This is a genomic window from Maribacter polysaccharolyticus, from assembly GCF_028882255.1.
GTDB lineage: Bacteria > Bacteroidota > Bacteroidia > Flavobacteriales > Flavobacteriaceae > Maribacter_A > Maribacter_A polysaccharolyticus.
The window spans coordinates 654367-681334 of the sequence record NZ_JARBUY010000003.1; the positions used below are offsets into that span (position 1 = coordinate 654367).

At 41.4% G+C, this 26968-nt stretch carries 16 protein-coding genes and 2 tRNA genes; 13 read left to right on the forward strand and 5 right to left on the reverse strand.

Annotated elements, in window-relative coordinates; translation table 11 throughout:
- The first annotated feature begins 10 nt into the window (after positions 1-10).
- Entirely contained in the window at positions 11-1246 is a 1236-nt protein-coding gene (locus tag PHU20_RS12395) for an oligosaccharide flippase family protein (RefSeq protein ID WP_274825692.1), read from the forward strand.
- A gap of 203 nt (positions 1247-1449) precedes the next feature.
- A complete protein-coding gene (locus PHU20_RS12400; protein ID WP_274825693.1) occupies positions 1450-2679 on the forward strand; it encodes a glycosyltransferase in 1230 nt (409 codons plus the stop codon).
- Between the two features lie 54 nt (positions 2680-2733).
- Here the strand turns inward: PHU20_RS12400 and PHU20_RS12405 are convergent, their stop codons facing one another.
- From PHU20_RS12405 to PHU20_RS12415, 3 genes are read right to left on the reverse strand one after another with little or no spacing between them, the layout of a single operon-like run.
- Complete coding sequence (locus tag PHU20_RS12405; RefSeq protein ID WP_274825694.1) at positions 2734-4263, reverse strand: cellulase family glycosylhydrolase; 1530 nt, start codon at positions 4261-4263, stop codon at positions 2734-2736.
- A complete protein-coding gene (locus tag PHU20_RS12410; protein ID WP_274825695.1) occupies positions 4260-5483 on the reverse strand; it encodes a hypothetical protein in 1224 nt (407 codons plus the stop codon). The genes PHU20_RS12405 and PHU20_RS12410 overlap by 4 nt, the downstream gene beginning before the upstream one ends.
- Before the next feature lies 1 nt (position 5484).
- Positions 5485-8571, reverse strand: coding sequence for a hypothetical protein (locus PHU20_RS12415; protein WP_274825696.1), 3087 nt, complete (start codon positions 8569-8571; stop codon positions 5485-5487).
- Between the two features lie 212 nt (positions 8572-8783).
- Here PHU20_RS12415 and PHU20_RS12420 point away from each other — a divergent pair, with 212 nt between their 5' ends.
- Together PHU20_RS12420 and PHU20_RS12425 are read left to right on the forward strand one after the other, a co-directional pair.
- Complete coding sequence (locus tag PHU20_RS12420) at positions 8784-9926, forward strand: response regulator (protein ID WP_274825697.1); 1143 nt, start codon at positions 8784-8786, stop codon at positions 9924-9926.
- A gap of 42 nt (positions 9927-9968) precedes the next feature.
- Positions 9969-10106, forward strand: coding sequence for a hypothetical protein (locus PHU20_RS12425; protein WP_274825698.1), 138 nt, complete (start codon positions 9969-9971; stop codon positions 10104-10106).
- Between the two features lie 48 nt (positions 10107-10154).
- Here PHU20_RS12425 and PHU20_RS12430 read toward each other — a convergent pair whose 3' ends face one another.
- Complete coding sequence (locus tag PHU20_RS12430; protein ID WP_274825699.1) at positions 10155-11255, reverse strand: DUF4407 domain-containing protein; 1101 nt, start codon at positions 11253-11255, stop codon at positions 10155-10157.
- 427 nt (positions 11256-11682) lie between these two features.
- On the opposite strand from PHU20_RS12430, the gene PHU20_RS12435 reads away from it, so the two are divergent.
- Positions 11683-12261, forward strand: coding sequence for a PhnA domain-containing protein (locus PHU20_RS12435; protein ID WP_274825700.1), 579 nt, complete (start codon positions 11683-11685; stop codon positions 12259-12261).
- A gap of 243 nt (positions 12262-12504) precedes the next feature.
- Here PHU20_RS12435 and PHU20_RS12440 read toward each other — a convergent pair whose 3' ends face one another.
- Positions 12505-13899, reverse strand: coding sequence for a dipeptidase (locus PHU20_RS12440; RefSeq protein ID WP_274825701.1), 1395 nt, complete (start codon positions 13897-13899; stop codon positions 12505-12507).
- Between the two features lie 122 nt (positions 13900-14021).
- On the opposite strand from PHU20_RS12440, the gene PHU20_RS12445 reads away from it, so the two are divergent.
- The 8 genes from PHU20_RS12445 (at position 14022) to PHU20_RS12480 (ending at position 26872) form a co-directional block, all read left to right on the forward strand.
- A tRNA-Leu gene (locus PHU20_RS12445) sits at positions 14022-14103 on the forward strand.
- 516 nt (positions 14104-14619) lie between these two features.
- Positions 14620-17364 (forward strand): substrate-binding domain-containing protein, encoded by a 2745-nt coding sequence (locus PHU20_RS12450; RefSeq protein ID WP_274825702.1) that lies wholly within the window; start codon positions 14620-14622, stop codon positions 17362-17364.
- 231 nt (positions 17365-17595) lie between these two features.
- On the forward strand, positions 17596-18948 hold the full coding sequence (locus PHU20_RS12455) for a sugar porter family MFS transporter (RefSeq protein ID WP_274825703.1): 1353 nt from the start codon (positions 17596-17598) through the stop codon (positions 18946-18948).
- Positions 18949-18986: 38 nt separating this feature from the next.
- Complete coding sequence (locus tag PHU20_RS12460) at positions 18987-20612, forward strand: glycoside hydrolase family 32 protein (protein ID WP_274825704.1); 1626 nt, start codon at positions 18987-18989, stop codon at positions 20610-20612.
- Between the two features lie 13 nt (positions 20613-20625).
- Positions 20626-23778: a SusC/RagA family TonB-linked outer membrane protein gene (locus PHU20_RS12465; protein ID WP_274825705.1), complete on the forward strand. Its 3153-nt coding sequence runs from the start codon at positions 20626-20628 to the stop codon at positions 23776-23778.
- Positions 23779-23790: 12 nt separating this feature from the next.
- Entirely contained in the window at positions 23791-25533 is a 1743-nt protein-coding gene (locus PHU20_RS12470; protein WP_274825706.1) for a RagB/SusD family nutrient uptake outer membrane protein, read from the forward strand.
- 78 nt (positions 25534-25611) lie between these two features.
- The gene (locus PHU20_RS12475; protein ID WP_274825707.1) at positions 25612-26499 is read left to right on the forward strand and encodes a carbohydrate kinase family protein; all 888 of its coding nucleotides are present in this window, start codon (positions 25612-25614) and stop codon (positions 26497-26499) included.
- A 291-nt stretch (positions 26500-26790) separates the two neighbouring features.
- Positions 26791-26872, forward strand: a tRNA-Leu gene (locus tag PHU20_RS12480).
- The last annotated feature ends 96 nt before the right edge of the window (positions 26873-26968 follow it).

Here is a 26968-nt window from a genome sequence, read left to right on the forward strand (position 1 = left end):
ATCAACCATTATGGCATTAGTGATTAAATTGGTACAGAAAAAAATATCCCCGGAGCAACTGTTTATGGGGAGTGTACTTTTAGTGAATGGGGGCAATTACCTTTATAACCTTATTTTGGGAAGATTGCTGGGGCCTGAAGCATTCGCCGATGCAGCCCTCTTGGTAACCCTTTTATTGGTATTGTCCTTTTTGGGTATGACCTTTCAATTGGCAACGGCAAAGTTCGCTGTCCTTTTTTCGGAAGGGCAATGGGCGGCTTTTCAAAATTTAATGTATCGCTACGCGGGTATTTTCGGTGTTCTGGTCGCCTTGTTGCTGATCTTCTTTTCATCGGACCTACAGCAATTGTTCCATACAACCACCCCATGGATGTTCCGGTTTTTCGGTTTGGCGATACCCCTTTACTTTTTTATGTCGGTGAATAGGGGTAAATACCAAGGAAGGCAAGAATTTGCAAAGCTATCGATTACCTATCAGACCGAAATGTGGAGTAGGTTGTTGATTACTTTGGGACTCATCGTAATGGTGCCTTCCAATGCCGCTTTATTAGTGGCGATAGGGATGGCATTGTCATTTGTTTTCGGATTGATACCTTCGAATTATAAGGGGGTTTCTTTAAGGAAATCAAGATTGTTGCACCCGACGAATAAAAAGCGGGTTTCCCATTTTATAGTGTTGACCGCCTGTTATGAACTCACGCAGATAGTGATCAACAACAGTGATGTATTGCTGGTGAAGCATTATTTTGATGCATTGGATGCCGGACTTTACGCTTCCTTGGCCCTGATTGGCCGTGTGGTCTATTTTGTCGCCTGGATGTTCGTAATGCTGTTACTCCCTGCTGTTGTCCAAAAGCAAAAGGATGGAGAACCCACGGCACCCATACTGTTTAAATATGTAGGTTATATAGGGCTATTGTCATTGGCGATCGTAACCTCCTGTTACCTGTTTCCTGAACTGATCATAAAGTTGATGTTCGGGGAAGCCTATTTGCCCATGGCCCCTTTATTATGGCTTTATGCTTTGGCAACATCACTTTTCGCCATTTCAAATATTTTTGCCTACTACTTCTTGTCCCTAGACCATTACTTGCCCATACTACTCTCCGGAATACTGGGATTGTCCCAAATACTCTTGGTCGTATTCTTTCACAGTAGTTTAGCTATGGTGGTGCAAGTACAAATCATTGCCATGGTGGCCTTATTGATCGCCCAACTCATCTATTTTGCCAAAACCATCGTCTGATACCGTCATTCGATACTATTTATGCAGTATGTCCAAAGAGCTCCTAAGAAATCCCCAATACTTAGGGGCTCTTGCTTTAACCGACCACTTCTTCCATTCGTCTATATCAAACTTCCATCCACCGCCGAGCAGCCCATTTAAAGGCTGTGAACCATGATATTTGTATCGGAATCAAAACAAAGAATCAATCTAAATCTTAACCTATGAAATTAGCGATTGTAACGGCATATCCGCCTAGTAAAGTAACCTTGACCGAGTATGGATACCACTTGGTAAAACATTTTAGGCTCCAAGAAGAAGTAAGTGAAATTATACTGATAACCGATAGGACCCAAGAAGCGAAGGATCTCGAATTTGAGGGGGAGGGTTGTAAGATCACGGTTAAGGAATGCTGGGACTTCAATAGTATGAAGAATGTTTTTAAGATCAATAAGGCCATCTCCGAAACGAAACCGGATGCCGTTTTGTTCAATCTGCAATTCTTGAAGTTCGGGGATAAAAAGATACCGGCCGCCCTGGGTCTGATGTTGCCATTGATGTGCAAGTTAAGGGGTATCCCCACCATATCCTTATTGCACAATATTTTGGAACAGGTCGATTTGGAAAATGCCGGTTTTACCAAGAACAAAATTTTGCAGGGGATATATAATTTTATCGGTACGACACTAACCCGCTTCGTTTTGGCCTCCGATGTATTGGCGGTAACCATAAGTAAATACAAAACGATCCTGGAAAAGAAATACGATGCGCGCAATGTTGCATTGATCCCCCATGGAGCTTTCGAAACACCCCCGGAACCGGATTATAGCTTGCAGGAAGGTCCAAAGCAGGTGATGGCCTTTGGCAAGTTCGGAACCTATAAAAAAGTAGAGGTATTGATCGAGGCGGTTGAATTGATCCGACAACGTACGAATGAGGATATTGAAATCGTTATCGCAGGTACCGACAGCCCCAACACACCGGGATATTTGGAAAACGTAAAGGGGAAATATGACCACGTTGATAAGTTGCGGTTTACCGGCTATGTGGCGGAGGAGGATGTGCCCATCATCTTCGGGGAGAGTGCCGTGGTCGTATTCCCTTATACCTCTACGACCGGAAGTTCTGGCGTATTGCACCAGGCCGGGAGTTATGGAAAGGCAGTAGCCCTACCCGATTTGGGCGATTTAAGCATATTGGTCAAGGAAGAGGGGTATAAAGGAGGGTTTTTCGAGCCTGAAAGTGCGGATTCGCTAGCAGATGCCATTCAAAGCATCTTGACCGATGATGCGTATAGGATAACTTTGGGAAAAGCAAATTACCAAGCCGCCTGTTCCTTACCCATGTCAGCCATTACCCAAATGTATGGCGATTTTTTCAAGGCCATTGCATTGTCAAAATCAGAAGGTTTTACTTTGGATATTCCCAAGTTGGAAAAAGGGATTTCGGTATAAGAATATAAATTAGGTTAAGCAGAAAGGGGGACAGTTTGGTTAGCTGTTCCCTTTTCATTTTTTTGGATCGCCAATGAAATGGGAATAGGATTTTTTTGGATTTCCGTAACGGTCGATAATCCCGAAATATCTTTGTTTCGCTTTCCGCCAAGGTAACCTGCCTACCACCGAAACCGGGATTTCCCCAAAGTCATATAGGGTCCAAAAAAGACGTGGGATATGTTCCTCTACCAATATCCGGTCCATCATTTTATAATAATCATTTTGGTCATTTTCCGAACCCAGGAACCCGTTCCAGATGCCACTATAGGAAGAATATCCGTATTCCTGAAGTACCAGCGGTTTCAGGGATGCCTTTTTTTTAAGTGCATCGTAGGAGCCCAAGAATTCGGAGGGATCGCGATAATAGTGAAAGGATATGAAATCGACCTTTTTTGAAAGATTGATGGCCGCTTCAGGGTTAGACCAACCGATAGTAACGGGATGTTCGTTGTCATACTGCTTTATGGTGCCTATCATTTGATCTAACCAGGCAAGTACCTTTTCTTTTCCCCGCGATTCGAAATCCAGATCGGGTTCGTTCTTGATATCCCAGGACTGTAAGGCTTTATGGTCTTTTAAAGCGTTTACGATTTGAGCCGCATGTGTACGGGTAAGGGTCCAATCCTGAATGCCGTATTCCCCATAAAAATCGAACAAGGTCAACATTACTTTGAGGTCATTTTTAGAAGCTAGGTGCATAGTGCGTTTGAGTTGCTCCATTTTTTCCGGGTCGATCTCTACCTTGCCGAAAGCTTCATAGGGTACGAATAACCGAACGGTATTCAGGCCCAAGCTTCTGATAATGGAAAAGTCATGATCGATGATACTATCCTTGAACTGTTCCCCGAACATATCCCAAGCTTGGGTTCTGGGATAGTAGTTGACACCTTTTATTTGGGATATCGATGCAGTTGAAGGGGGTATTTGTTCCGCATTCCTAGGGTTTTCATTGGGGGTCTCCACAAGATGCCTTATCCGCCAAAAGCCGTCCTCCAATATGACCATAATCTGGTAGGAGGGAGTGCTTTTTTGGGAAAGGATCAATTTCCCATCGGAATAGATGTGTTCATGGCGTTCTACATTTTCGTCTGTGAGTACCACCAACTTGCCATCGGCACTATAGAATTCGACCTTTGGATGATGCCGTAGCGTTGTGCTCTTAATGGTGGTGTTATTGGCTGAATTGAGTTCCAGGATTCGGAAGAGTTTTGTGCGGGCACTATCGGTATAATAATCGGCTACGCCGTAGGTATTGTTCGTTTCCAGTGCGCTATTGCGAACTTGCCAAGCCCTTAAATAATCGCGTTCTATTTCCTTTAAGGTTTGTTCTTCCATAGGTCGACCTTCATGGTCTAGCGGGGCCCAATCGACCTTGGGCAGGTAGTTGGAGGCACGTTCTTCGGGCAGGTGGAGCATCGTTGAACGGTCGGCTCCGGTATTCAAATAAGACCATATGGAGCTTATGCCAAAGAGGATGAGCCCATTTATGGCCAAAAATGACGACAATAACAACGCCCGATATAGAGTCTTGTTCAATTTCATTGGAGGCTTGTGTTAATGGTTTTTAAAATGCCGGCAATCTCGACCTGCACTTGATAATTTCCCTTGGGATAAAAATCGCCCGGTAGCGTAAAAACAGCTTTCCCTTTTCTGGAGGTGGTGTGTTTTTTGCCGATTGAATTACCTTTCCCGTCCTTTATTTCTATAGAAATGGGAAGGCCATCAGGAATCCATTGCCCCATAAAACTTTCGATATTGGCGATCGTTATGATTCTATGGTCTTGCGAAAGCGAAACGTTAAAATCCCTAACGGCAGCTTCAAAAGAAACCTTAAGGGAGTTGCTTTTGGCCGTTCCGGTAATGTATGCGGTAATTTCCCAATTTTCCCGTTCGATCGGATGCAATAGTTCGGCTTTGGCCACCCCGTTTATGGTCGTCCCTTTGGTTTGTAATAACATTCCTTCTGAATTAAGCACGGAAAAAGACACCAATGTACCATCACTAATCACATTGCCATAAGCATCCTTAATGACATCTGTCGAAAATCGAATGATTTGGTTTCCGTCGGCAAATTGATGGTTGCGGGTAAAATCGATTTTAAAATCGATGGCATGGGCAGGGTAGACCAAGGTGGTCAATGCTTTGCTCTTGGCATCATTGCATGAAGCGGTAACCAATAGGCGTCCTGATTTTTCGGTACTTTGGATGTTTTTCCAACCAATGAGCTTATTGAGTTCTACCGGTATCGATTGAATGGTATTATTGAACTGGTAGGTGTATGCGATTTCCGTACCATCGGTCAAAGGATTATCGTAATTATCCGTGGGGGATACCACGAACATTGAAAAGTCGGTACCCCCAGCCGAAATGCTCCTAGGCCCTAGATACGATTCCATGGTCGTGCCTTGGCCTGGATTTGGGCGAATGTTTATTTCACCCTTTTGGTATACTTTATGGTCATGTACCAAAGACCATTGGCAAATCCCCGATCGTTGTGCGAATTCGTTCGGGAACCTAAATGACGATACATTTTTTTTATGGGTGGGTTTTATCACCGCACTGCCAAAGGCGTTGGAGATGATCAAACTTAGATCGGCCGTGGCATTTGTTTTCAATTGGATCTCTATGGGGGTGCCTGCAACTGTTTGTGTCGGCACTGGCCTAATAGCGAAAGTATGCGGCTTAAGTGGGATTTCGGGAATAGTATCCCTACACCCCAGAAGGCCTATTAAAAAAATCGATATGTAAATACTGTATTTCAAATTATTTGGGGTTTCCTATATAACCGTTGACTGCTATTTTTAAAAATGAAAAACCGTTTCCTTCAAAGGGTTGTACTTGTTCCAATAGGTGTGAAGGCTCCCTATTCGGGAAAATCAGATCCGAAATGGATGCATTGGGCAAACCGTTCACAAAACAATTTTCCAAACTGCTATTTATGATTTGGAGACTGTTCAAATCCAAGGGCCCATAATGGAATGACTGCTTTCGCTGTATTCGAATACCTTCCTGCAAGAAATGATGATCGACCCAGAGTAATTCTTTCGCGTTATCGTAGTATGAGAACAAAAGTTGGGGTATGGTCACCTCTTGGATGCCGGAATTGAATAGTGTTCCATTGATGCCACTAGCGTCAACGCCCAAATCCTGGAGGGATATTTGTTTGTACAAGTCGGTTGTTGCCGTGTTGGCCGCACATTGCAAGTTGAATTTGGTAGGCTGCTCCTCAAGGGCAATTGGGGTAAACTCATCTGGGTCAAAGGTGGGGGGCAGGGTATCTTTTGTCGAAGACCAGGCAATGCCTTCAAAATCGATGCGAAAGGGAGTGGTTTCCATCGGTAGTAGTTTGTGCTTCATTTGGTGTTTGGCATTGTAGGTTGCCAATCCTTTATTGGCATCGTTATATAGCGTTGCCTTGATCACCACATCGGCCGGGATTTTATCAATGTTCTGTAATTCACCCACAATACTATATTGGCCATTGAACCTTACCAACTTAGCGGTAAGCACCTCCAAGACAGGTTGTCTTAAAACATCCTCATGATGTGTTTGCTGAGTGGTGATCCTACGTCTCCCATGATTGAAATAAGTTGTGCCATTTGAGGATAACAATTGGTCAGGTGGCAGGTCATTGTCAAATTTTGAGGGCGCAATGTACCATTTGCCGTTCTTCTTTGCCAAAGTGTGGTAAAAGTCCTTTTTGACCTTTTCCAAAGGGGTGATCCAATGGGTGATTACCTTGGCCTGCGCACTCGATGGGGTTTCCTGTGTTATCTCAATGCCAATGGAATCCAACTTTGCATAAGAACTAAGAATACCATCGGTTACCGAAACTTCCAGCATAAATTGCGATAGTTCTACCCCGTCGTCTGGATCAAGATAGGAATGTGCCCTTTTGAACTCCTTAAAATCCAAAGCATCATAATAAGCCGTCAAGACATTTTTTGGGGCAAATTGGGTGGCATTGGTCAGGTAGAAAGAATAGGCCCCGTAAGCAAGGATCCCAATCATGATCAACGCCCAAAAATGGTTGATGTCCACCAATTTTTTCGGGAATTTCTTATAGGTGATGGTATAGTCCATAAACGCCCCGTCCGGTAACTTCTTGGATTTTAGCATACGCAACCATACCCATTGGATATTGATGATAAAGGCCAAAATAACCGTAAGCAGGGGTATGATGCCCCATATAACCTTAAGCCATGTGGCCACGTCATCTTTGGATATGATCGCGGGGATAGGAGGTATGTTGAGTCTTTCCCAAACCATGATGCCGTTCTCGAGCTGCTGCAAGCGTTGCCATCCACAGAAGTATAGAATGGGATCATAAAATTTGTCATTGGAAAATATGTATTTCAAATTATATTTTTCGGGAACGGTTAAAAATTGCTGTAAAGAACCAATGCCTTCGACTCCCCTGAATTTTGAATTCTCCAATCGTTCTATGGCCCTGGTCGTCAATTCTGGAAGACGGCGTGCCGAATGGTAATTGCCGTCCACGGTCATGGCGTTGGTCTGGGCCGACAGCCATGCCATTTGATCCCCAAAACCCAATGGCAGGTACCGCCAATGGTCGTGATCGTCCTGACTGAGAAAATTAACGATGGGGAGCATTTTTATTTTCTGGGGCTGCGAGGGTCGAAAATAATTCAAGCTCATCGTAAAAATGACCATCAGAAGGATGCCCCCTGCCATTCCGGCACCTATAAAACGATGGTATACAGGGCCAAAGCGTTCTTGTAGGTTGGCTTTTAGGTCACCTTCTACCATACGGTACACGAATTCCCCGAAAATGGGCAAGGCCATAATGGTCGCCCATAGGGTAAAGCGATCCAAAGTCAGGATATTAAATGCCGTTTCCCCAAGTATTTTTAAGGGTATGGGTGTGGTTCCACCGGTTCCCAAAAGGGTCAACATAGAAAATGACAATCCAAAGAATAAATACCGCTTACTAAAATAGCGGTAGAGGATATAGGGTAGAATGAACAATAGAATCCCCCATGGGATGAGAAAGAATACCAATCCCGATGAGGTGACCTCCAAGAAATTATCCCGTGACCCATGAGGAATGGGAACTTGTGTTATCGGGTTTTTCTTGGTGTTTATCCAGTAGGGTAAAATACATCCTATGATCAGTACCAAGGAGGAGAAGCCGAAGGCCACGATACGCCAGAACAATTTTTTGAACTGGATCAAAAACACCTTGAGTGTGATGGCTTTATGGTTTGATACCCGGTCTTTCGAAGCATCCATGATGGCCATACCGAGTAAGGGAAAAATAAAGAAGACCATCCCAAAGATCGGAGTTACATGGTGCGAGGTTACCGTAACGGCAATCAAAGAAAGGGACGTGGCAAAGTAGCGAAGTTTTCCCGTTTTGACCCATAGATAGATTTCCGGTAGGGAATGCAAGAGTACCGAAAGTCCGATGATGCTCGGTAACTGCCCGAAAATATGCAAGGTTTCTATAAATGTTGAGGAAAATACAGCCAGTAAGGCGGTATAGCCGGCAATTTTTCTATTTCCGGTCATCAATAGCCCGAACCTATATGCCCCAGTGATAAAGAGGATCACGCCGATCATGGCTACTGTGAACATGCCGAATTTCAATCCGCCGATATAGGATAAAATCGCGATGCTTTGATGTACCAAAGGAGGGTAAGCATGTACCGTAAATCCCGTATACCACCTATAATCCCATGGCTCGAACCAGCTTTGGGCATAATGGTCGGCAAAAAACAAATGTATCAATGCATCGTAAGTGGTCTCCAACGTAAAGAATATACTGGAGCCATGAAAGGCAACCCCTATGAAAAGGGCTAAGATCAGCAAGATATTTGTTCGCTGCATGAAGCTTCTTTCTTGATAGAATATAACATTATAAAGATAGATATATTGTAATGTTCGTTCAGAATCAACCAACGGGTATAAAAATCCATTCGTCTATACAAATTTGCCATTGAACATCTTAGGAAAGAAATAGCCGTCGATCAAGCATACATTTGTAGCAGAAATAATGATCAACCACGATAGATTTTAATCAATACCTTAAAACTTAACCTATGAAAATTTTAGCCATTGACGATCAACAACTGATATTGTTATCCGTAGAAAAGAGATTGTCCGAATTGGGATACGATATCAAAACCGCCGATTGTGGCCAAAAGGGCATCGAGTTGTTCGAGGCCCAGAAGCCTGACTTGGTCATTGTGGATATCAACATGCCAGATATGTCGGGACTTGAAGTTGTTGAACATATACGGGTCACTAAAAAGTCAAGCACCCCGATTATGGTCATGTCGGGAAACACCAATGAGGAGGTCATCGTCAATGGCTTCAATCTCGGGATAGATGATTATATGAAAAAGCCGGTGAGTTTGGATGAAATGGTTGCCCGGGTAAGGAGGATTCTTGGGAATTCGCCAAAACCCATCCCTGTCAAGGACCAAGAAGATGCCCAAATGCTTCAAAAGTATTGTGTAGGGGTCGTTATCCCTTGTTATAATGAGGAAGAAAGACTTTCGCGCAGTGTATTCCAGGATTTCACCAGTAAAAATTTGGGCTATCATTTGTGCTTTGTCAATGATGGGAGTACCGATAATACGTTGGCCCTATTGGAAGAACTTCGCAAAGGGAATGAGGATACCATCAGTATTTATAATTGTGAAAAAAACGGGGGCAAGGCCGAGGCGGTTCGTCAGGGGATCCTGCACTTATCAAAAGACCCGCAATTGGATTACATCGGGTATCTTGATGCGGATCTTTCTACCGATTTCCGTGATTTTGACGGACTGGTACAGACTTTGGAAAAATCGGAATTCAAGATCGTAAGTGGTTCCAGGATCAGTAGGATGGGAGCCAATATCGCCAAAGAATCGGCCAGGAAAATCATCAGTAAAACCATTAACCTGATTATCCAAGGAATTTTGGGAATGCCCTTTAAAGATACCCAATGTGGGGCTAAGATCATGGACCGGGAAATAGCCACCAGTATGTTCAATAAAAAATTCATCACCAGATGGCTGTTCGATGTGGAGATTTTCATGAGGATGAGGAAACATTATGGAAAGGAAAAGGTTCAAGGTTTGATCTGTGAACAGCCGTTAAATAGGTGGGTACATGCAGACGGTTCAAAGCTATCGATGAAAGATTCCGTTAAGATCGTTGGTCAGCTGGCCCAAATAGCCGTCCATTATGGGAAATAATAAGATGGTAGGGGAAAACAACAAAAATCAAAAAATCAACAGATGAAAAAGGTCAGGAAAATCGCAAATAAGGGATTCGTTCAATACTATGCTTCCAAGGAAATTTACCGAATATTCGAGGTTACCATGAATAAAAAGGAGCTTGTTTTAAGTGTTGTTTCGCCAAATACCTCGAAATAGGTATCCATAAAAAAACCTTCTTTTGGAAGGTTTTTTTATTTGTTTTAATCACAGGCTTTTTACTTGGATATCATGAAAGGCATCGGCCTGTAATCTCAAGAGCTCTTCGGCTTTTTGCTTTTTATGGGCATAAACGGCTTCTTCCTTTTCGATCTCACCATAGATTTTATCGTTCAAGGCGATATCAGTCGCTAAAATCCGTTGACGTTGCTGTACTTTTTGGGCCACCCAAGTTTTTAGAATGCTTTCCCCTTCTTCCTGTTTTAGATCATATTCGCCTTTGGGGGCCAATAGTTTGGCGATGATGGGGGATGTTTCTATAGCCAAGAACAATAGGAAAATAAAGAAGGAAGGAAACCAGGGCAATTTACCCAAGGCGTTGATACGGGCCATTAGTCCGTCAAATCCATCGATAATGGGTTGCGATCTATTTACAGCGGTGAGGTAATCGGCTTGTAGGGCCGTGATTTGTGATTCGAGTGCGATTATTTTGTCCGCATTGGTGGTTTTTAATTGCTGTAACTCGGCCAAGGCGGCATCGTGTTTTTTACGTTTTTCGGCGTAAACCGGACCCTTTCCCAAAAGGCCGGTCCCTGCGGTACCCTCTGCCTCTGAAATATAAGTGTCGTAAAGGGCATCGGTTTCGGCCTCTTTGGTCGCTACTTCAGCTTTTATGCGGTCAATATCACGGTTCAAGCTTTCGATTGTTGGGGTGTATTGCAGCGCAATCTGTTCTTTATTTGCTAAGGTGAGTTCGTTTTTTTGTTTCAATAAGACCCGATTGATCTCCTTTTCGAAAATTTTCATTTCCAACGGTTTTGATATGACCACGGCGATGATCACGGCCAGAACAATACGTGGGGTAGCCTGTAAGAGCTCCTTGCCAAAACTATTGCGTTTTTTAATGGTGGAAACGATAAAGCGATCTAAATTAAAAATCAAGAGGCCCCAGATAAGACCGAAAAAAACAGCCGCATAGACAGTATCGAAAACGGTGAATAAGGCGTAGGCACTGGCTAAGAAGGCCATGACGGCAGTAAAAAATACGGTGGCCCCGATTCCCGCATATTTATTTCGCTCACCTTCGGTGCATGTTTTTAAAATGGAGGCGTCCGCCCCTGAACAGAGGATAAAGAATTGTTGTAACATAGTGTTCCGATTTTTGATTGATGTTCACAATACTACGGTCAGTTCGAGCGCAGTCGACAACTTTTGACCTTGGTTCCCCACTGAATTCGCTATGGCCTAGGACTGCTTATGGTTTCATATAGATAATTAGAACGTTGTCTTTGATGATTTGTTACAGAAAAGTCTCGGAATTCGAGGGTTTTGGGCATAATTTAAGATTTGACCTGAGGTTAAGGAAGCGTTGGAGCCTGTTTGGATAAGAAGTAGGGAATTCGATCTTTAGGGGTTTATGGGGGCATTCCCTCAAATCATCCCACGAATATAGGGTTGGAACAAAAAAAGGAAGCTATGGGATACATGGGTTGTGGATAATTGGAAAGTGATCTGTATATGAGTAGGTCAAAAATGTTAAATAATTGTAGCTTTGCAGCTCTAAAAAACAATCGGAATGGGATTATTGGAAGACTTACAGGCACGAAGCGGCTCAAAATGTGAATTATGTGGAGCAACGGAAAATCTAAAAATCTACGAAGTACCCCCGGTATCCACGGGTGGTGTCGATGGTAGTTTAATGGGGTGTGAAACTTGCTTAAGTCAGATTGAGGACCCGGAAACGGTAGACCCTAACCATTGGCGTTGTTTAAATGATAGTATGTGGAGCGAACATCCTCCGGTACAGGTAGTCGCATGGCGTATGCTTTCAAGATTGAAGGCAGAAGGATGGCCCCAAGATCTATTGGATATGATGTATTTGGATGATGAACTGTTGAACTGGGCCAAGGCTACAGGGGAAGGGCAGGACGAATCTGAAAAGATCGTACATAGGGACGTGAACGGTGTCGTCTTGGAAAATGGGGATAGCGTGGTGCTGATCAAAGATCTAAAAGTAAAGGGGTCGAGTATGGTAGCCAAACAAGGAACGGCCGTTCGGCGTATTTCGTTGGATAGGGAAAATGCGGAATATATAGAAGGCAAAGTAGGGGCACAGCAAATCGTGATCATTACCAAGTACGTCAAAAAAATATAGCGATTAGACTTCAAATTCCGAATTCCGAATTTCATTGCCCCAATGCTGAATGTCAAACACCAAGGTCGGAAATTGACAGAGCGTACCTCAATTTTAGCGTTAGGGATAGTAGTGGAAAGCTCTGAACTGTATGTACAGTGAAGACTTGTAGCGAATAGCCCGACCCTTGGGTAACGCCCAAATGATCAAAGGCCAAGGATTGATCCTTAACGCCCAAACGCTAAAACTTGGTATCGGATAGGATTATTTCGAGGCCATCATTTCGGTGAAATACTTGAAAAAATAAGGGATGGTCTCTATGCCTTTGTAATAATACCAGAGTCCGAAATGTTCATTGGGGGAATGTATGGCATTACTGTCCAGTCCGAAGCCCATTAGAATGGTTTTACTACCCAATTCTTTTTCAAAGAGGGAAACAATGGGGATGCTACCGCCACTGCGCTGTGGAATGGGGGGCTTTCCGAAAGTGGTTTCATAGGCTTTGGAAGCCGCTTGGTAGGCAATGGTATCTATTGGAGTTACATAACCTTGTCCTCCATGGTGTGGGGTTACTTTCACTTTTACCCCTTTGGGGGCCAATCCTTTAAAATGGGTGGTGAAAAGTTTGGTTATTTCTTCCCAGTCTTGGTGCGGAACCAAACGCACCGAAATCTTCGCATGTGCCTTACTGGGAATTACGGTCTTGGCACCTTCTCCAATATAGCCTCCCCAGATTCCGTTGACATCCAAGGTAGGTCTAATCGAGTTTCTTTCATTGGTAGTATATCCTTTTTCACCGTATACACTTTCGATATCCAAGGCATCTTGGTAGGCGTTGATGTCGAAAGGTGCTTTGGCCATTTCAGCTCTTTCCTCCACGGATAACTCCTCTACTTTGTCATAAAATCCTGGAATGGTGATGTGGTTGTTTTCATCGTGCAAAGCGGCGATCATCTTTGTCAGGATATTGATGGGGTTGGCCACAGCTCCTCCATATAATCCGGAATGTAGATCGCGATTGGGCCCGGTGACTTCCACTTCAACATAACTCAATCCACGTAATCCGGTGGTGATCGAGGGAAACTCCTTACTGATCATTCCGGTATCGGAAATCAAGATCACGTCATTTTGGAGCTTTTCCTTATTATTGGCTACGTAGGTGGCAATATTTATACTACCCACTTCTTCCTCCCCTTCGATCATGAATTTAACGTTGCATGGCAATTGACCGGTTTTGACCATGAATTCCAATGCTTTTACGTGCATGTACATCTGACCTTTATCGTCACTTGCCCCACGGGCAAAAATAGCACCTTCAGGGTGTTCCCCGGTTGCTTTGATGACAGGCTCGAAAGGGGGCGATTCCCAAAGTTCGGTGGGATCGGGCGGTTGCACATCATAATGGCCATAGACCAAGACCGTCGGTAACGCAGGATCGATGATTTTCTCTCCGTAAACAATGGGGTAGCCGTCGGTTTCGCAGAGTTCAACAAGGTCGCATCCAGCATCGGTCAATGCTTTTTTTACCAATTCGGAAGTGTTGATAACGTCCTGTGAGAAGGCGGAATCAGCACTGACCGATGGAATTTTAAGAAGTTCGACAAGTTCGTCTAAAAAGCGATTTTTATGTTGTTCTACGTACTCTTTGCTACTTTGCATGTTTCTGGTTTGGATATAAATTCAAAAATACAAAAAGAACTTTTTAAAAAGAGAGTATCGTAAATTCAAATTTTGCTTTATATTTGCATCCCGATAACCAAATAGGTTATCGTATTCAGTATGCGGGCGTGGTGGAATTGGTAGACACGCTAGACTTAGGATCTAGTGCCGCAAGGTGTGAGAGTTCGAGTCTCTCCGCCCGTACAAAGCGAAAGCCGACTATTAGGAGTCGGCTTTTTTTAGTTATGGGTACAACATAGGTACAACATTTGTTAAAGTTTCATTTCAACATATAATTTGATGTCATTTGGGTTCAATCCAGTTCCTAAATGATCAAGATTGAATTTCGAAAGAAAAAATCGAAATTCATTTTGTAAGTTATATTCCAATATATTTCTTTCATTTCGTGAGTCTATATTTTCAAATTATTGAATTCCTATCAATGAGGACGATACGGTAACTTTTATTTTTTATTTAATAATTATAACGCATCTGGTCCACCTCCCTTTTATCATTTAACATTATTTTATTTACAAATTGGTATTGATGGAAAATATGATATGGACAAAAGCCCAATTTTTATATTGTATATGTAGTATAAGAATTGATTAAATCATAAATTTAAAATATGACAAACTCCTGAAAGTTTTTTTTAAATATATTGGAAGTGTCTACGTGAATATTTCAATTTCGTGAAGATCACACTTTAGCCTAATTATTATGAGAATCCAACGAAGTTTTTTTATATCTGTTATTTCTTTGTTTATCCTTCTTTTTTCGTGTGCAAAACAGACTGAAGAAGAGGAAGTACGGATAGGTTTCTCTCAGGCCATGTTCAATGACGAATGGAGGCAATCCATGAACAATGCCATGGAAGTACAGGCTTCTTTGTATCCCAATGTTACCCTAAGTATAGCAAACGCCAACTACAATGTCCGGCAACAAATAGCACAGTTAAAGGATTTCATAACAGACAGTATTGATATTATTATTGTTTCGCCTATTCAATCCAAACCTATTACCCCAATTGTGGAAGAAGCTATGAATGCAGGAATTCCGGTTTTGGTAGTAGATAGGAAAACTGACAATCAAAAGTATACGGCGTATGTAGGCGCGGACAACATTGAAGTTGGCCGTAATGCTGGAAAAATCATAGTTTCCAATGTACAGGATTCTTTAAGGGTTATTGAAATAAGGGGGCTAGCTGGATCGTCTCCTGCTGAGGAAAGAAGTCAAGGTTTTCATCAGATTTTGGATAAATTTCCCAAAATAAAATTTGTAGGAACCATAGAAGGTGATTGGGAGAAGGAATCCGTCAATGAAGGTTTGCGTGAATTGTTGTCAAGAACCGGACCGGTAGATTATGTTTTTGCCCATAACGACAGAATGGCCAAGGGAGCTTGGGAGGTAGCCAGAAATTTGGGTATGGAAGGTCAAATAAAAATTATTGGCGTTGATGGACTCAATGGACCTAACGGAGGTATACAATTAGTAAAAGATGGTGTTCTGAATTCGACAATATTGTATCCTACAGGTGGTGCGGAAGCAATAAAGATTGCCGTGAAAATATTAAAAGCCGAGGTGGTACCTACAAATAATATTCTGAGCACCACGGTTATTGATCAGTTTAATGCTGATATAATGCAGAATCAATTCACTAAAATTAGTGAGCAGCAAAGTCTCATTGAATCTCAGATTTCCGCCATTAAAAGACAAGAACAACTCTACTATTCACAAAATAATATTCTGAAAATCATTATTATATTTTCGGTTATAATATTTGGCCTTGCTGTTTATAGCATATATTCCAAAATAGCTATATCCAAGAAGAATAGACAACTGGAGTTGATCAATAAAAAGATTACTGTACAAAGAAATCAAATAGAGAAAATAGCCAATGAGGTAAAGGATAGTAATGAGGCAAAATTGAATTTTTTCACTGGACTATCCCACGAGTTCAAAACTCCCATAACATTAATTATGAGTTCAATTGAGTCGTTAAGGGAATGGGACAAAAAAAAAGGGAATAAAACCGGCTTTGAAATTGAACTGATTCAGAATAATTCAAATCGTCTGCTTCGATTGATCAATAGTTTGTTGGATTTTAGAAAAATCGAGGATCAAAAGTTTAATGTAAGGGCCTCAAAAACCAATATTTATAAGTTTTCCAATAATATTTATAAAGAATTCAAGGGGGAAGCGAAAAAGAGGGGCATTAATTTCAATATTAGTTCCAATAATGAGGATTTGGATTTGTTTATTGATAGAAATTTAATGGATAAGGTTTATTTTAACCTATTGTCCAATGCTTTTAAATTTACACCGGATAATGGTAGAATTGATATTGAAATCCATGATAATTTTGAGGAAAGCAGTATCAGCATCCATTTTAAGGACAACGGAATAGGTATACCGGAAAATGAATTGAAAAATGTGTTCACCCCATTTTTTAAGGGATCCAATAATAGGAAAAACAGTTCAGGGGTAGGTTTGCATTTAAGTAAACAGTTTGTAGAGCTTCATCTAGGGAAAATCGAGGTAAAATCCCATAATGGAACTGAATTCATTGTTACCTTGTTTAAAGGGAACACCCATTTCAATGAAGATCAAATTGTGGTGGACCCGGAGATAGTCGATTCGACTCTGATCAATTTTTCGGAAGATATTACGATGGATGATACCTATATTAAATTGGACACCGATAGTGGGGAAGAGAGGTATTGCATTCTTTTGATAGAGGATAATAGGGATTTGAGTTTTTTCCTTAAGAACAAGCTTAGTGTCGAATATGATATCGTATTGTCTGATGGAACGGATGGAATTGAGTTGGCATTCGAACATGTTCCCGATATTATTTTATGTGATGTGAACCTTCCCGTTAAAAATGGTTTTGAGATTTGCGAAATATTAAAAAACGATTTGCGTACCTCACACATTCCGGTAATCATATTGACCGCCTTGGGGAATAAGGAATCTTTTATAAAAGGGCTTCAAAGTGGGGCCGATTTATATTTGACCAAGCCGTTTAACTATTCGATCTTAACGCAATCTATTAAGTCGCTCCTTTATAATCGGGAAAAATTAAGGTATTATTATACCAATAACATTCATAAAATAGATCAAACGCAATCTTTTGGGAATCCGGAACAATTATTCGTTCGTCAATTGAATCAACAAATAAAGGACAATTTGGACAATGCCGGTTTTTCAGTTGAGAACCTGGCCGATGCACTGAATATCTCCAGGGTTCAATTGTACCGAAAGGTCAAAGCTATGTTGGGTATCAGTGTTAGCGATTACATTTCCAATTTTAGATTGGAAAATGCGAAATCTATGCTTGAAACTACGGACAAATCCATTGCAGAAATAGGGTATAGCACAGGTTTTTCTTCCCCGAATTATTTTTCTACTGCCTTTAAAAGTAAATACGGTGTTACTCCGGGAGCCTATAAAAAATCATTTTAGGGCATTTTTATCTTTCTGTTCTTTAAACCATGTATCAAATTTGAACTTCCATGTTACATAAGTATAACATGATAATTCTACTTTGTTGAGGCGTTCAAGGTAACAGTCAGATTATCAGGAGTTTAATGTTGTCAGGGAAAATGTGAACGAAATCATAATAAACTGAAACATTGGTAAAATAACTCTTAAATAATTTGTAATAATATAGTCTTCGTATTTAATAATTGTGATATGAAGAAAATATTGGTTTGGTCTATTACTGCGGCTTTGGCAGGATTTTTATTTGGTTTTGATACCGTAGTGATTTCTGGAGCGGACAAAAAATTACAGATTTTATGGGGGTCTTCAGATGTGTTCCATGGAACCGTGGTTATGGCCATGGCTTTATGGGGGACGGTTGTAGGAGCATTATTGGGGGGGATACCTACCAATAGGCTGGGTAGAAAAAAAACGCTTTTCTGGATAGGGGTTTTTTATACCGTTTCCGCTTTAGGTTCTGCATTTGCAAACGACCCAATAACCTTTGCATTCTTCAGATTTTTGGGAGGGTTGGGTGTAGGGACATCAACAATAGCCGCTCCGGCTTATATTTCTGAAATTTCACCTGCCAAGGATAGGGGGAAACTAGTAGGTCTGTATCAATTCAATATCGTTTTTGGAATATTAGTGGCCTTTTTATCCAATTACCTGTTAAGTGGTATTGGAGAAAATGCTTGGCGATGGATGGTTGGGGTAGAGGCCATTCCCGCTGTAATCTACACACTATTTGTCACCACCGTACCACAGAGCCCTCGGTGGCTTCTGACCAAGTTTCGTACCGAAAAAGCTCTTAATGTACTTAAAGTGATAAACCCTGGCCAGAATGCAGAGAAAATGATGTTGGAAATTAATCAGGAAAACGAAAATAAGGCACCGGGCGAAAATATTTTTATGAAGAAATACCGCTTTGCATTGATTCTTGCTTTTTGTATGGCCTTTTTTAATCAAGCATCTGGTATAAATGCCTTTTTATATTACGCCCCCAGAATACTTGAAGAGGCGGGTCTGGGAGAAAGTACGGCATTATTGAGCAGTATTGGAATAGGGGTCACCAACCTACTTTTTACCCTTGTGGGTATATTTCTAATCGATAGGTTCGGTCGCAAACAATTAATGTATATAGGTTCTTTTGGATATATAGTGTCACTGACCTTGGTGTCCTGTGCTTTCTTCTTTGGTTGGGAAGGAATGTCCGTAGCCATATTCCTGTTCCTTTTCATTGCCGCACATGCCGTAGGGCAGGGTACTGTAATCTGGGTGTTCATATCCGAAATTTTCCCAAATCACTTAAGAGGCTCTGGTCAATCCTTTGGTAGCTCGGTTCATTGGATTTTGGCGGCAGTGATCCCGTCGTTGATCCCTGTGTTGTTTTCATCGATCGGTGCAGGAACCGTATTTGCCTTTTTTGCCTTTATGATGTTTTTGCAATTGCTCTTTGTAGCCTTTGTTATGCCTGAAACAAAGGGGGTTTCCTTGGAGGCTTTGAGCAAATCCTTAAGTAAATCAGAAGGTGCAAATACTAAAACAGGCAATGTGGTTGAATAGTGTAAATGTGTAAGATTTAAACCCAATTTATTTAGAGTATGAAAAAACATAGATTAAAATTAGTACTTGCCATTGCAGGCCTGTGTATATTTTTTGCATGCAAGGAACATCGGGAAAAAGATAACAAGGGCGTTGTTGTTCAACAAGAAAGTCCTTTAGATGCCGAAGAAGAGCTGTATCGCCCAAATTACCATTTTACACCCAAGGTAGGATGGATGAACGATCCCAATGGGATGTTCCATTACAATGGGTATTACCATTTGTATTTTCAACATTATCCAGACGGTAATAAATGGGGACCCATGCATTGGGGCCATGCAGTAAGTACCGATATGGTAAAATGGAAAGAGCAGCCCATTGCATTATACCCTGATGATATGGGATATATTTTTTCTGGAAGTGCGGTGGTTGATTTGCAAAATTCCTCGGGCTTTGGGAAAGAAGGCCAAGTACCGATAATCGCCATGTTCACATATCATAATATGGAAATTGAAAAAGCGGAAGGGATCGATGTCGAGTCACAGGCAATAGCCTATTCATTGGATGAAGGGCTTACTTGGACAAAATATGAAGGGAATCCGGTTATTGAAAATCCCGGAATTAGGGATTTCAGGGACCCCAAGGTATCCTGGGACGAGGAACATGGAAAATGGGTTATGGTTTTGGCTGCCCATGACAAAGTGATGTTTTATGGTTCAAAGGATCTTAAAAAATGGGAACTGATGTCATATTTTGGAGGGGATATGAGAAAGGATCTCGGAACACATGGTGGTGTTTGGGAATGTCCGGATTTTTTTCAAATGCCTGTAGCGGGTACAAATGAAACCAAATGGGTCCTCTATGTAAGTGTAAATCCTGGGGGTCCAAATGGGGGTAGTGCTACGCAATATTTTATTGGGGACTTTGATGGGACAAAATTTAGCATGGATAAGGATTTTGAAACAGTCCTGAACAAGGGTCAGAACTTTTGGATCGATTTTGGGAAGGACAATTATGCCGGGGTTACTTTTTCCAATGTCACCTCCAAGAACGGCGGGAAATTTTATATGGGCTGGATGTCCAATTGGGAATATGCCAATGAAGTTCCTACTGAAACCTGGCGAAGTGCCATGACCGTGGCAAGGGAAGTGAAATTGATCAAGGATGCGGAAACCTATAGGTTGGCATTTGATCCGGTTGATGAATTAGACGCTTATAAAGGTGTAAAGTATAAGAAAGAAAGAATTGCCGTGAATGGGCTGTCGGCACTTCTTGATTCAGAAAAGGTAAATCTCTCACGAACTGCAATAAGTTTCAGTATTTCAGATGTAAAGAAAGATAGTTTCACTTTTAAACTTTCCAATAAACAAGGAGACGAATTATCCTTTGGATACAATGGGGGTGATAATAGTTTTTTCATTGATCGTCATAATTCCGGTAAAACAGGGTTTTCCGATAGGTTTTCGAATAAGGTCAGCAAAGCCAAACGATCTTCCGACAATGCATTGTTGTCCGGGACAATCCTCCTTGATAAGACATCAATAGAATTGTTTTTTGATGAAGGATCTACGGTAATGACTGAGATTTTCTTTCCCAATGCGCCATTCGAGACACTTTCAATAGAGTCGGCAAGCGAAGACTTTGTTCTTGATTTTCTAGAAGTAAATGAACTGAATATTAACTAAATAAAACTCAATTATGAAACTAAAACTCTTTTTATTACTAATGACATTTGTTCCCTTGGGGTTATTGGCCCAAGAACGGATAAATGGTACGGTGACCTCCCAGGATGATGGTATGCCACTGCCAGGTGCCTCTGTGGTTGTATCTGGGACGACCATTGGCACAACGACGGATTTTGACGGGAACTTCACACTTGATAAAGTACCCGCGGATGCTACACTCTCGGTAAGTTATGTTGGCTTTTTAAAAGTTGAGGTCCAGGTAAATGGTCAAACTTCTTTTAATATTGTTTTACAGGCAGATGCACAATTGTTAGATGAGATAGTACTAACAGGTTATACAACTGAAAGAAAAGCCGATTTAACAGGAGCTGTTACAGTTGTGGAGCTTGGTCCGGTGGAAGGTCAAAGTTTAAGTTCGGGTAATGCCATGCAGGCCTTACAAGGTAGGGTGCCTGGACTTTTTGTTGAAAAATCGGGTAACCCCAACGGTACTAGTAGTCGAATTTTAATTCGGGGTGTCACCACCTTGGGAAATAACGACCCTCTTTATGTTATTGATGGAGTTCCAACGGTTAGGCAAGAAGTTTTTTCAGGTCTTAATCCCAGTACCATAGAATCAGTTCAAGTGTTGAAAGATGCTTCAGCCTCTTCCATTTACGGATCAAGGGCAGGTAATGGGGTAATTATCGTAACCACCAAAAATAGTTCTAAATCAGGAGGAGATGAAAAGTACAGGGTAACTATAAATTCGAATATTTCTGTGCAGTCTGAAAAAAAACAGCGATACGATATGTTGAATTCCATTCAGCGAGGAGAAGCTTTATGGAGGGCGTCTGTCAATGATGGTGCTGATCCGACCGGTGGATATGGCGAGATTTATAATTTTGATTGGAATGGCGATTTTAATAATCCAGTGCTGAACAGTGTAACGCTCCAGCCTTATGTTGGTGGTGATGTCAGCGTGCCGGTGGGAGATACGGATTGGCAGAATGAAGCATATGAAACAGGTTATATTTTCAATAATGAAGTATCCATTTCGGGGGGCACTGATAAATCTTTTCATCTCATTAATTTGGGGCACCTTAAGAATACAGGCATTTTAAAGTATACGGGTTACGAAAGGTTTTCAGGCAAATTGAATTCCAATTTCAAATTGTTCAATGATAAATTAAAGGTTGGGGTCAATACGGTTTTCACCACTTCGGATGAAACTTTGGCCTCTACCGATATTGGTAGCGCCCCAACTCCTGCATTGGCAATTAGTTTGGCGCCGACCATTCCTTTGTTTGATAGTAACGGTAATTATGGTGGGCCATTGGGGGCAGGGTATTCGGATCGTAACAACCCTGTTTTGATGCAGTATTTGAATAGATGGGACAACACGGAAAGGACCAATATTTTTGGTAATGTATTTGCCGAACTCCAAATAATAGACAATTTAACTTTTAGGACTAGCATTGGTCTGGATTATGGTGACTACAAACGTAAGGATATAGAGCCCAAGGTAGCCAATGGATTTGTCAATAGGAGCAATAATAGGTTGATTTTGGACACCAATAAATTTACTAGCGTTGTGTTCACCAATACTTTAAATTACAACTTGGAGTTGGGAGATCATCGTTTTGGTCTACTGGTTGGAACAGAATCCATTAAAAATGATTTTGATTCGGTTACCGCTATTGCCGATGGTTTTGCGGTAGAAACGGAATCTTATTTTGTTCTGGATGCGGCTACAGGAGCTAGGACCAATACAGGTCGTTCCAGTGGAAGCAGCCTATTGTCACAATTTGGAAAATTGAACTATGCATTTGCAGATAAGTATTTAGCTTCAGTGACCGTGCGTAGGGATGGTTCCTCCCGATTTGGTGAAGAAAACAGGTATGGTGTTTTCCCGGCCGCAACTTTGGGATGGAGAATTAGCAGAGAAGATTTTTTCAATGATGAAGGTGCGGTTTCGGATTTAAAATTCCGTGCAGGATACGGTGAAGTTGGTAACCAATCTATTGGTGACCTGGCCAGATTTGGTTTGTACGAATCAAGATATGGTCCCAACCAAGATCAATTTGTTCCTGATTTTTTCAACCAGTATTATAATGTTGGAACAGCTTATGATTTAGGAGGTAATAACGGGGGAACCTTACCTTCAGGATTTGTTTCAATTCAAGCTGCGAACCCGGCGCTTAAGTGGGAAACTACCAAGGAATTTAACTTTGGTGTAGACTTTGGGCTTTTTAACAATGCAATAGTAGGTACTTTCGATTACTTTACCAGAGAAACAAGTGACATCTTGATTACACCTCCAATCGCCTCAGTTATTGGCGAAGGACAACAGCGTGTTCTTAATGGGGCTACCACAGAAACAAAAGGATGGGAGCTATCGGTGGCCTATTCCAAAATGTGGGATAGTGGATTTTCAATGGCGGTATCTACTAATTTTGGAGCTTTCAAAGACGAGATAACCTTTTTGCCTGAAGAAGTTAGGGCAGGTTTTCCCGGAACGGCAGAGAATTCTATCCTAGGTCAGTCACAATTTTCCATCTTTGGTTATAAAACGGATGGATTGTTCCAAAGTCAGGCCGATATCGATGCCAGTCCTGCACAGGTTGGGGCAAGACCTGGAGGCTTAAAATTCCAAGACCTTAACGGGGATAATGTAATAGATAGTGATGACCGCGACTTTATTGGGAATACCTTGCCAGACCTTGAATATGGTATTCGTGTAGATTTGGCATACCGTAATTTTGATTTCTCTGTTTTCGGATCAGGTGTTGCGGGTAGAATAGGGCAGGATCCATATATCTTATGGAACAATTTCACACAGGGCCGGGAGAATGCCGGACTTGGTGTTCTTGATGCATGGACCCCAACTAATACCGATTCCGATATTCCATCACTCTCACTAGCCTTTAATGATCTTAGAACTTCTGATTATTTATATAGGAAGAATTCGTATTTCAAAATAAGGAATTTACAATTGGGGTACTCCTTGCCCGAGGATTTAATTGGCAAATTAGGGGGAATGACCGGTTTACGCATTTATTTTCAAGGGGAAAACCTATTCTGGTTTACTCCGAAAGATTATATAGGCTCTGATCCAGAACGTACCACAGTAGATAATATTCCCGTTCCCACAGTACTTTCTTTAGGACTTAATGTGAATTTTTAATAAAAGAAAATCATGAAAAAAAATAAATTTTTAATATTAGGAATGCTGGTTACATTATTTCTGGCTTCTTGTGACAAGGATTTTTTAGAATATGAACCGGAGGGCGTGCTATCCAATGAGAACGTAGCAACTGCGGAAAATGCGGAAGCATTGGTGGTAGCAGCTTATGCAGGGATTGCCAATGATGAGATGATCGGGCCTTTGACCCATCAATGGGTGTATGGAAGTGTGCGATCGGATGATGCTTATAAAGGCGGTGGAGGCCGAAGTGATGTAGATGTAGTAGATCGCTATGAGCAATATAACTTAACCATTCCAGATTATGGGGATTGGATGGCACCCCGCACATGGACCAATTACTACAAGGCCATTTCAAGGGCTAATTTTGCATTGACCGTAATCAACGACATACCTGATGCGGAATATGCAAATAAGACTTTAAGACAGGCGGAACTTAGGTTTTTAAGAGGGCATTCCCACTTTATGTTGAAGCTGTTGTTCAAGAAAATACCCTATATAAAGGAAGGTTTGACCCAAGAAGAAATAGCGGCGGTTTCCAATGATGTGCCGAACGATGAATTGTGGAATACAATTGCGGAGGATTTTATTTTTGCTTATAACAATCTTCCCCAATCGCAAGATGAGGTTGGCAGGGCAGATAGAAATGCAGCTGCAGCCTATATGGCCAAACTTAGGCTTTACCAAGCCTATGAGCAAAATGACCAACATCAGGTCACCACAATAAATCCGGCCAGGCTACAAGAGGTGATTGATTATGCTGATGAGGTTGTGGCAGGTCTTGAGGCAGATTATGGCAACAACTTTTTAGATGGTTTTGATAATGGTCCTGAATCTATTTGGGCCGCCCAATTTTCTATAAATGATGGTACCAAGGTTAGTAGGGTGAGTTTTGTTACAGGACTTAATTCCCCACATGGATCTGCGTTATATGGTTGTTGTGGGTTTCATTTGGCTAGTCAGAACATGGTAAACGCGTTTAGAACCGATGAAGCAGGACTACCTTTATTGGATAGTTTTAACGATACGGATATACTCACTGCCGTTAATGAGGATGGAACCGTAACGCCGGCTGCAGGATTAACGGTTGATCCTAGGTTGGATCATACGGTAGGAGTCCCAGGAAGACCTTTTAAATATAGGAATACAGTGAATACAACAGGTGATATGGTTTATAACTTTACTTGGGCCAGGGATCCAGGAGTTTATGGTTATTTTGGGAATATGAAGGAACAACAAGCTCCGGATTGCTCCTGTTACGTGAAGGAAGGGCCGTTTGTGGGTACTTCAAAGAATGTTGATTTTATTCGATATGCCGATATCTTACTTTTTAAGGCAGAGGCCTTGATACAATTGGATCGTTGGGATGAGGCTTTGCCCTTGGTCAATCAGGTTAGGGCACGTGCAGCTGCAAGTACCCAACGTCAAATCGATGCCGGTGCTACGGATATTTATAATGTACAAGAATACCTTTCTTTTCCAAATAAAGAATATGCTTGGAAAGCATTAAAATTTGAAAGAAGATTGGAATTTGGGATGGAAGGACCTCGTTTCTTTGATTTGGTAAGATGGGGAGAGGCTGCAGAAGTGTTGAATGCCTATTTGACCGAGGAAAAAACCAAAAGGGATTTCTTGTCAAATGCAGAATTTACTGCCGGAAGGGATGAGTACTATCCAATTCCACAAAGGGAAATAGACTTTACGGGAGGTCTTTATAAGCAAAACCCTGGATATTAATATAAGATGAAATTGTTTGAGTTAGTTTATTAGGCACGGAGAGTGGTTTCTTCGTGTCTTTTATTTAAAGTTTGGTTTATGAAAAAATTAAATGTGATTTGTTTTGGTGAGGTTTTATTCGATAATTTCCCAACACACTCAAAGATTGGCGGGGCTCCCTTGAATGTTTCTTTACGACTAAGGTCATATGATGTAGACGTAAGTATTATAAGTAGTGTAGGCGATGGTAAATACGGAAATAGGATAATCGACTATCTGAATAATCGTGGGGTCAATACCGATGGGATTCAGATTAGTTCACTTTATCGTACGGGTCAAGTCAAAGTTAATTTAAATAGTAGTGGGGTGGCAACCTATGATATCTCCTATCCGGTTGCTTGGGATAAAATTACCCCAACAAGTAGTTATGAAAAACAGTTGAAAGAAAGTGATGTTTTTATTTATGGTAGTCTTGCCTGCAGGGATAGCACATCGAGGGCTACCTTAATGGAGTTATTGCAAATAGCACCTTACAAGGTTTTTGATGTAAATTTAAGAGCACCATATTATTCGAAGAAGCTGCTTTTGGAATTGATACAGCAAGCCGATTTTGTCAAATTCAATGATGACGAATTGTATGAAGTGGCTGAATATCTTGGTTCCAAATTTAACTCCATGGAGCAGACGATTGTATTTTTGGCCGAACAGATTCAAATTGAAACCATTTGCGTAACCAAAGGGGCGTATGGTGCTGTATTGTATCACCGGAATGTATTTTATTATAATAGTGGATATAGAATTAAGGTTTTGGATACCGTAGGCTCTGGTGATTCATTTTTGGCTTCGGTAATCTATAAATTGCTAAATGGGGAAGGGCCACAGGAGGCTATCGATTTTGGTTGTGCCGTAGGAGCCTTGGTTGCTAAAAGCGATGGCGCTAATCCCAAATTGAGCATGCAGGAAATCGCTAAGTTTATGAACCCTTGACCTATCGGGTTCTTTAGTTTAAATCTTTGCTTGAAAAAGTTCCGATTTTTTGTGTTGGCAAGATTTTACCGTCAGCTTTTTTGTAATAAAACTAGTACGTAAAAATTTATATCCTAAGGGGGTAATTATATGAAAAATCAGCGTGACAACAATTAATAAAGGTGTCTGATAAAATAGGCTTCCCTTCTAAATATTCTTTTTTAATGTTCCCTAAAAGTTGATTCTTGAAATAAGGTTAAATGTATATAATAATTAAATCCCGATAACCAAATAGGTTATCGTATTCAGTATGCGGGCGTGGTGGAATTGGTAGACACGCTAGACTTAGGATCTAGTGCCGCAAGGTGTGAGAGTTCGAGTCTCTCCGCCCGTACAAGAAGAAAACCTCCGTTTTACGGGGGTTTTTTAGTTTTCGGTGATAGTAGCGGGTAGGGACCGGTCTGGACAAGGGCGGAAAGTCTTACCGCCT

Bases quoted from the DNA above. Each gene is read 5' to 3' on its own strand.
- PHU20_RS12475 (WP_274825707.1), top strand. From the start codon at position 25,612: ATGAAAAAATTAAATGTGATTTGTTTTGGTGAGGTTTTATTCGATAAT.
- PHU20_RS12455 (WP_274825703.1), top strand. From the start codon at position 17,596: ATGAAGAAAATATTGGTTTGGTCTATTACTGCGGCTTTGGCAGGATTT.
- PHU20_RS12470 (WP_274825706.1), top strand. From the start codon at position 23,791: ATGAAAAAAAATAAATTTTTAATATTAGGAATGCTGGTTACATTATTT.
- PHU20_RS12435 (WP_274825700.1), top strand. From the start codon at position 11,683: ATGGGATTATTGGAAGACTTACAGGCACGAAGCGGCTCAAAATGTGAA.
- PHU20_RS12450 (WP_274825702.1), top strand. From the start codon at position 14,620: ATGAGAATCCAACGAAGTTTTTTTATATCTGTTATTTCTTTGTTTATC.
- PHU20_RS12415 (WP_274825696.1), bottom strand. From the start codon at position 8,571: ATGCAGCGAACAAATATCTTGCTGATCTTAGCCCTTTTCATAGGGGTT.
- PHU20_RS12400 (WP_274825693.1), top strand. From the start codon at position 1,450: ATGAAATTAGCGATTGTAACGGCATATCCGCCTAGTAAAGTAACCTTG.
- PHU20_RS12420 (WP_274825697.1), top strand. From the start codon at position 8,784: ATGAAAATTTTAGCCATTGACGATCAACAACTGATATTGTTATCCGTA.
- PHU20_RS12430 (WP_274825699.1), bottom strand. From the start codon at position 11,255: ATGTTACAACAATTCTTTATCCTCTGTTCAGGGGCGGACGCCTCCATT.
- PHU20_RS12425 (WP_274825698.1), top strand. From the start codon at position 9,969: ATGAAAAAGGTCAGGAAAATCGCAAATAAGGGATTCGTTCAATACTAT.
- PHU20_RS12395 (WP_274825692.1), top strand. From the start codon at position 11: ATGGCATTAGTGATTAAATTGGTACAGAAAAAAATATCCCCGGAGCAA.
- PHU20_RS12405 (WP_274825694.1), bottom strand. From the start codon at position 4,263: ATGAAATTGAACAAGACTCTATATCGGGCGTTGTTATTGTCGTCATTT.
- PHU20_RS12440 (WP_274825701.1), bottom strand. From the start codon at position 13,899: ATGCAAAGTAGCAAAGAGTACGTAGAACAACATAAAAATCGCTTTTTA.
- PHU20_RS12460 (WP_274825704.1), top strand. From the start codon at position 18,987: ATGAAAAAACATAGATTAAAATTAGTACTTGCCATTGCAGGCCTGTGT.
- PHU20_RS12465 (WP_274825705.1), top strand. From the start codon at position 20,626: ATGAAACTAAAACTCTTTTTATTACTAATGACATTTGTTCCCTTGGGG.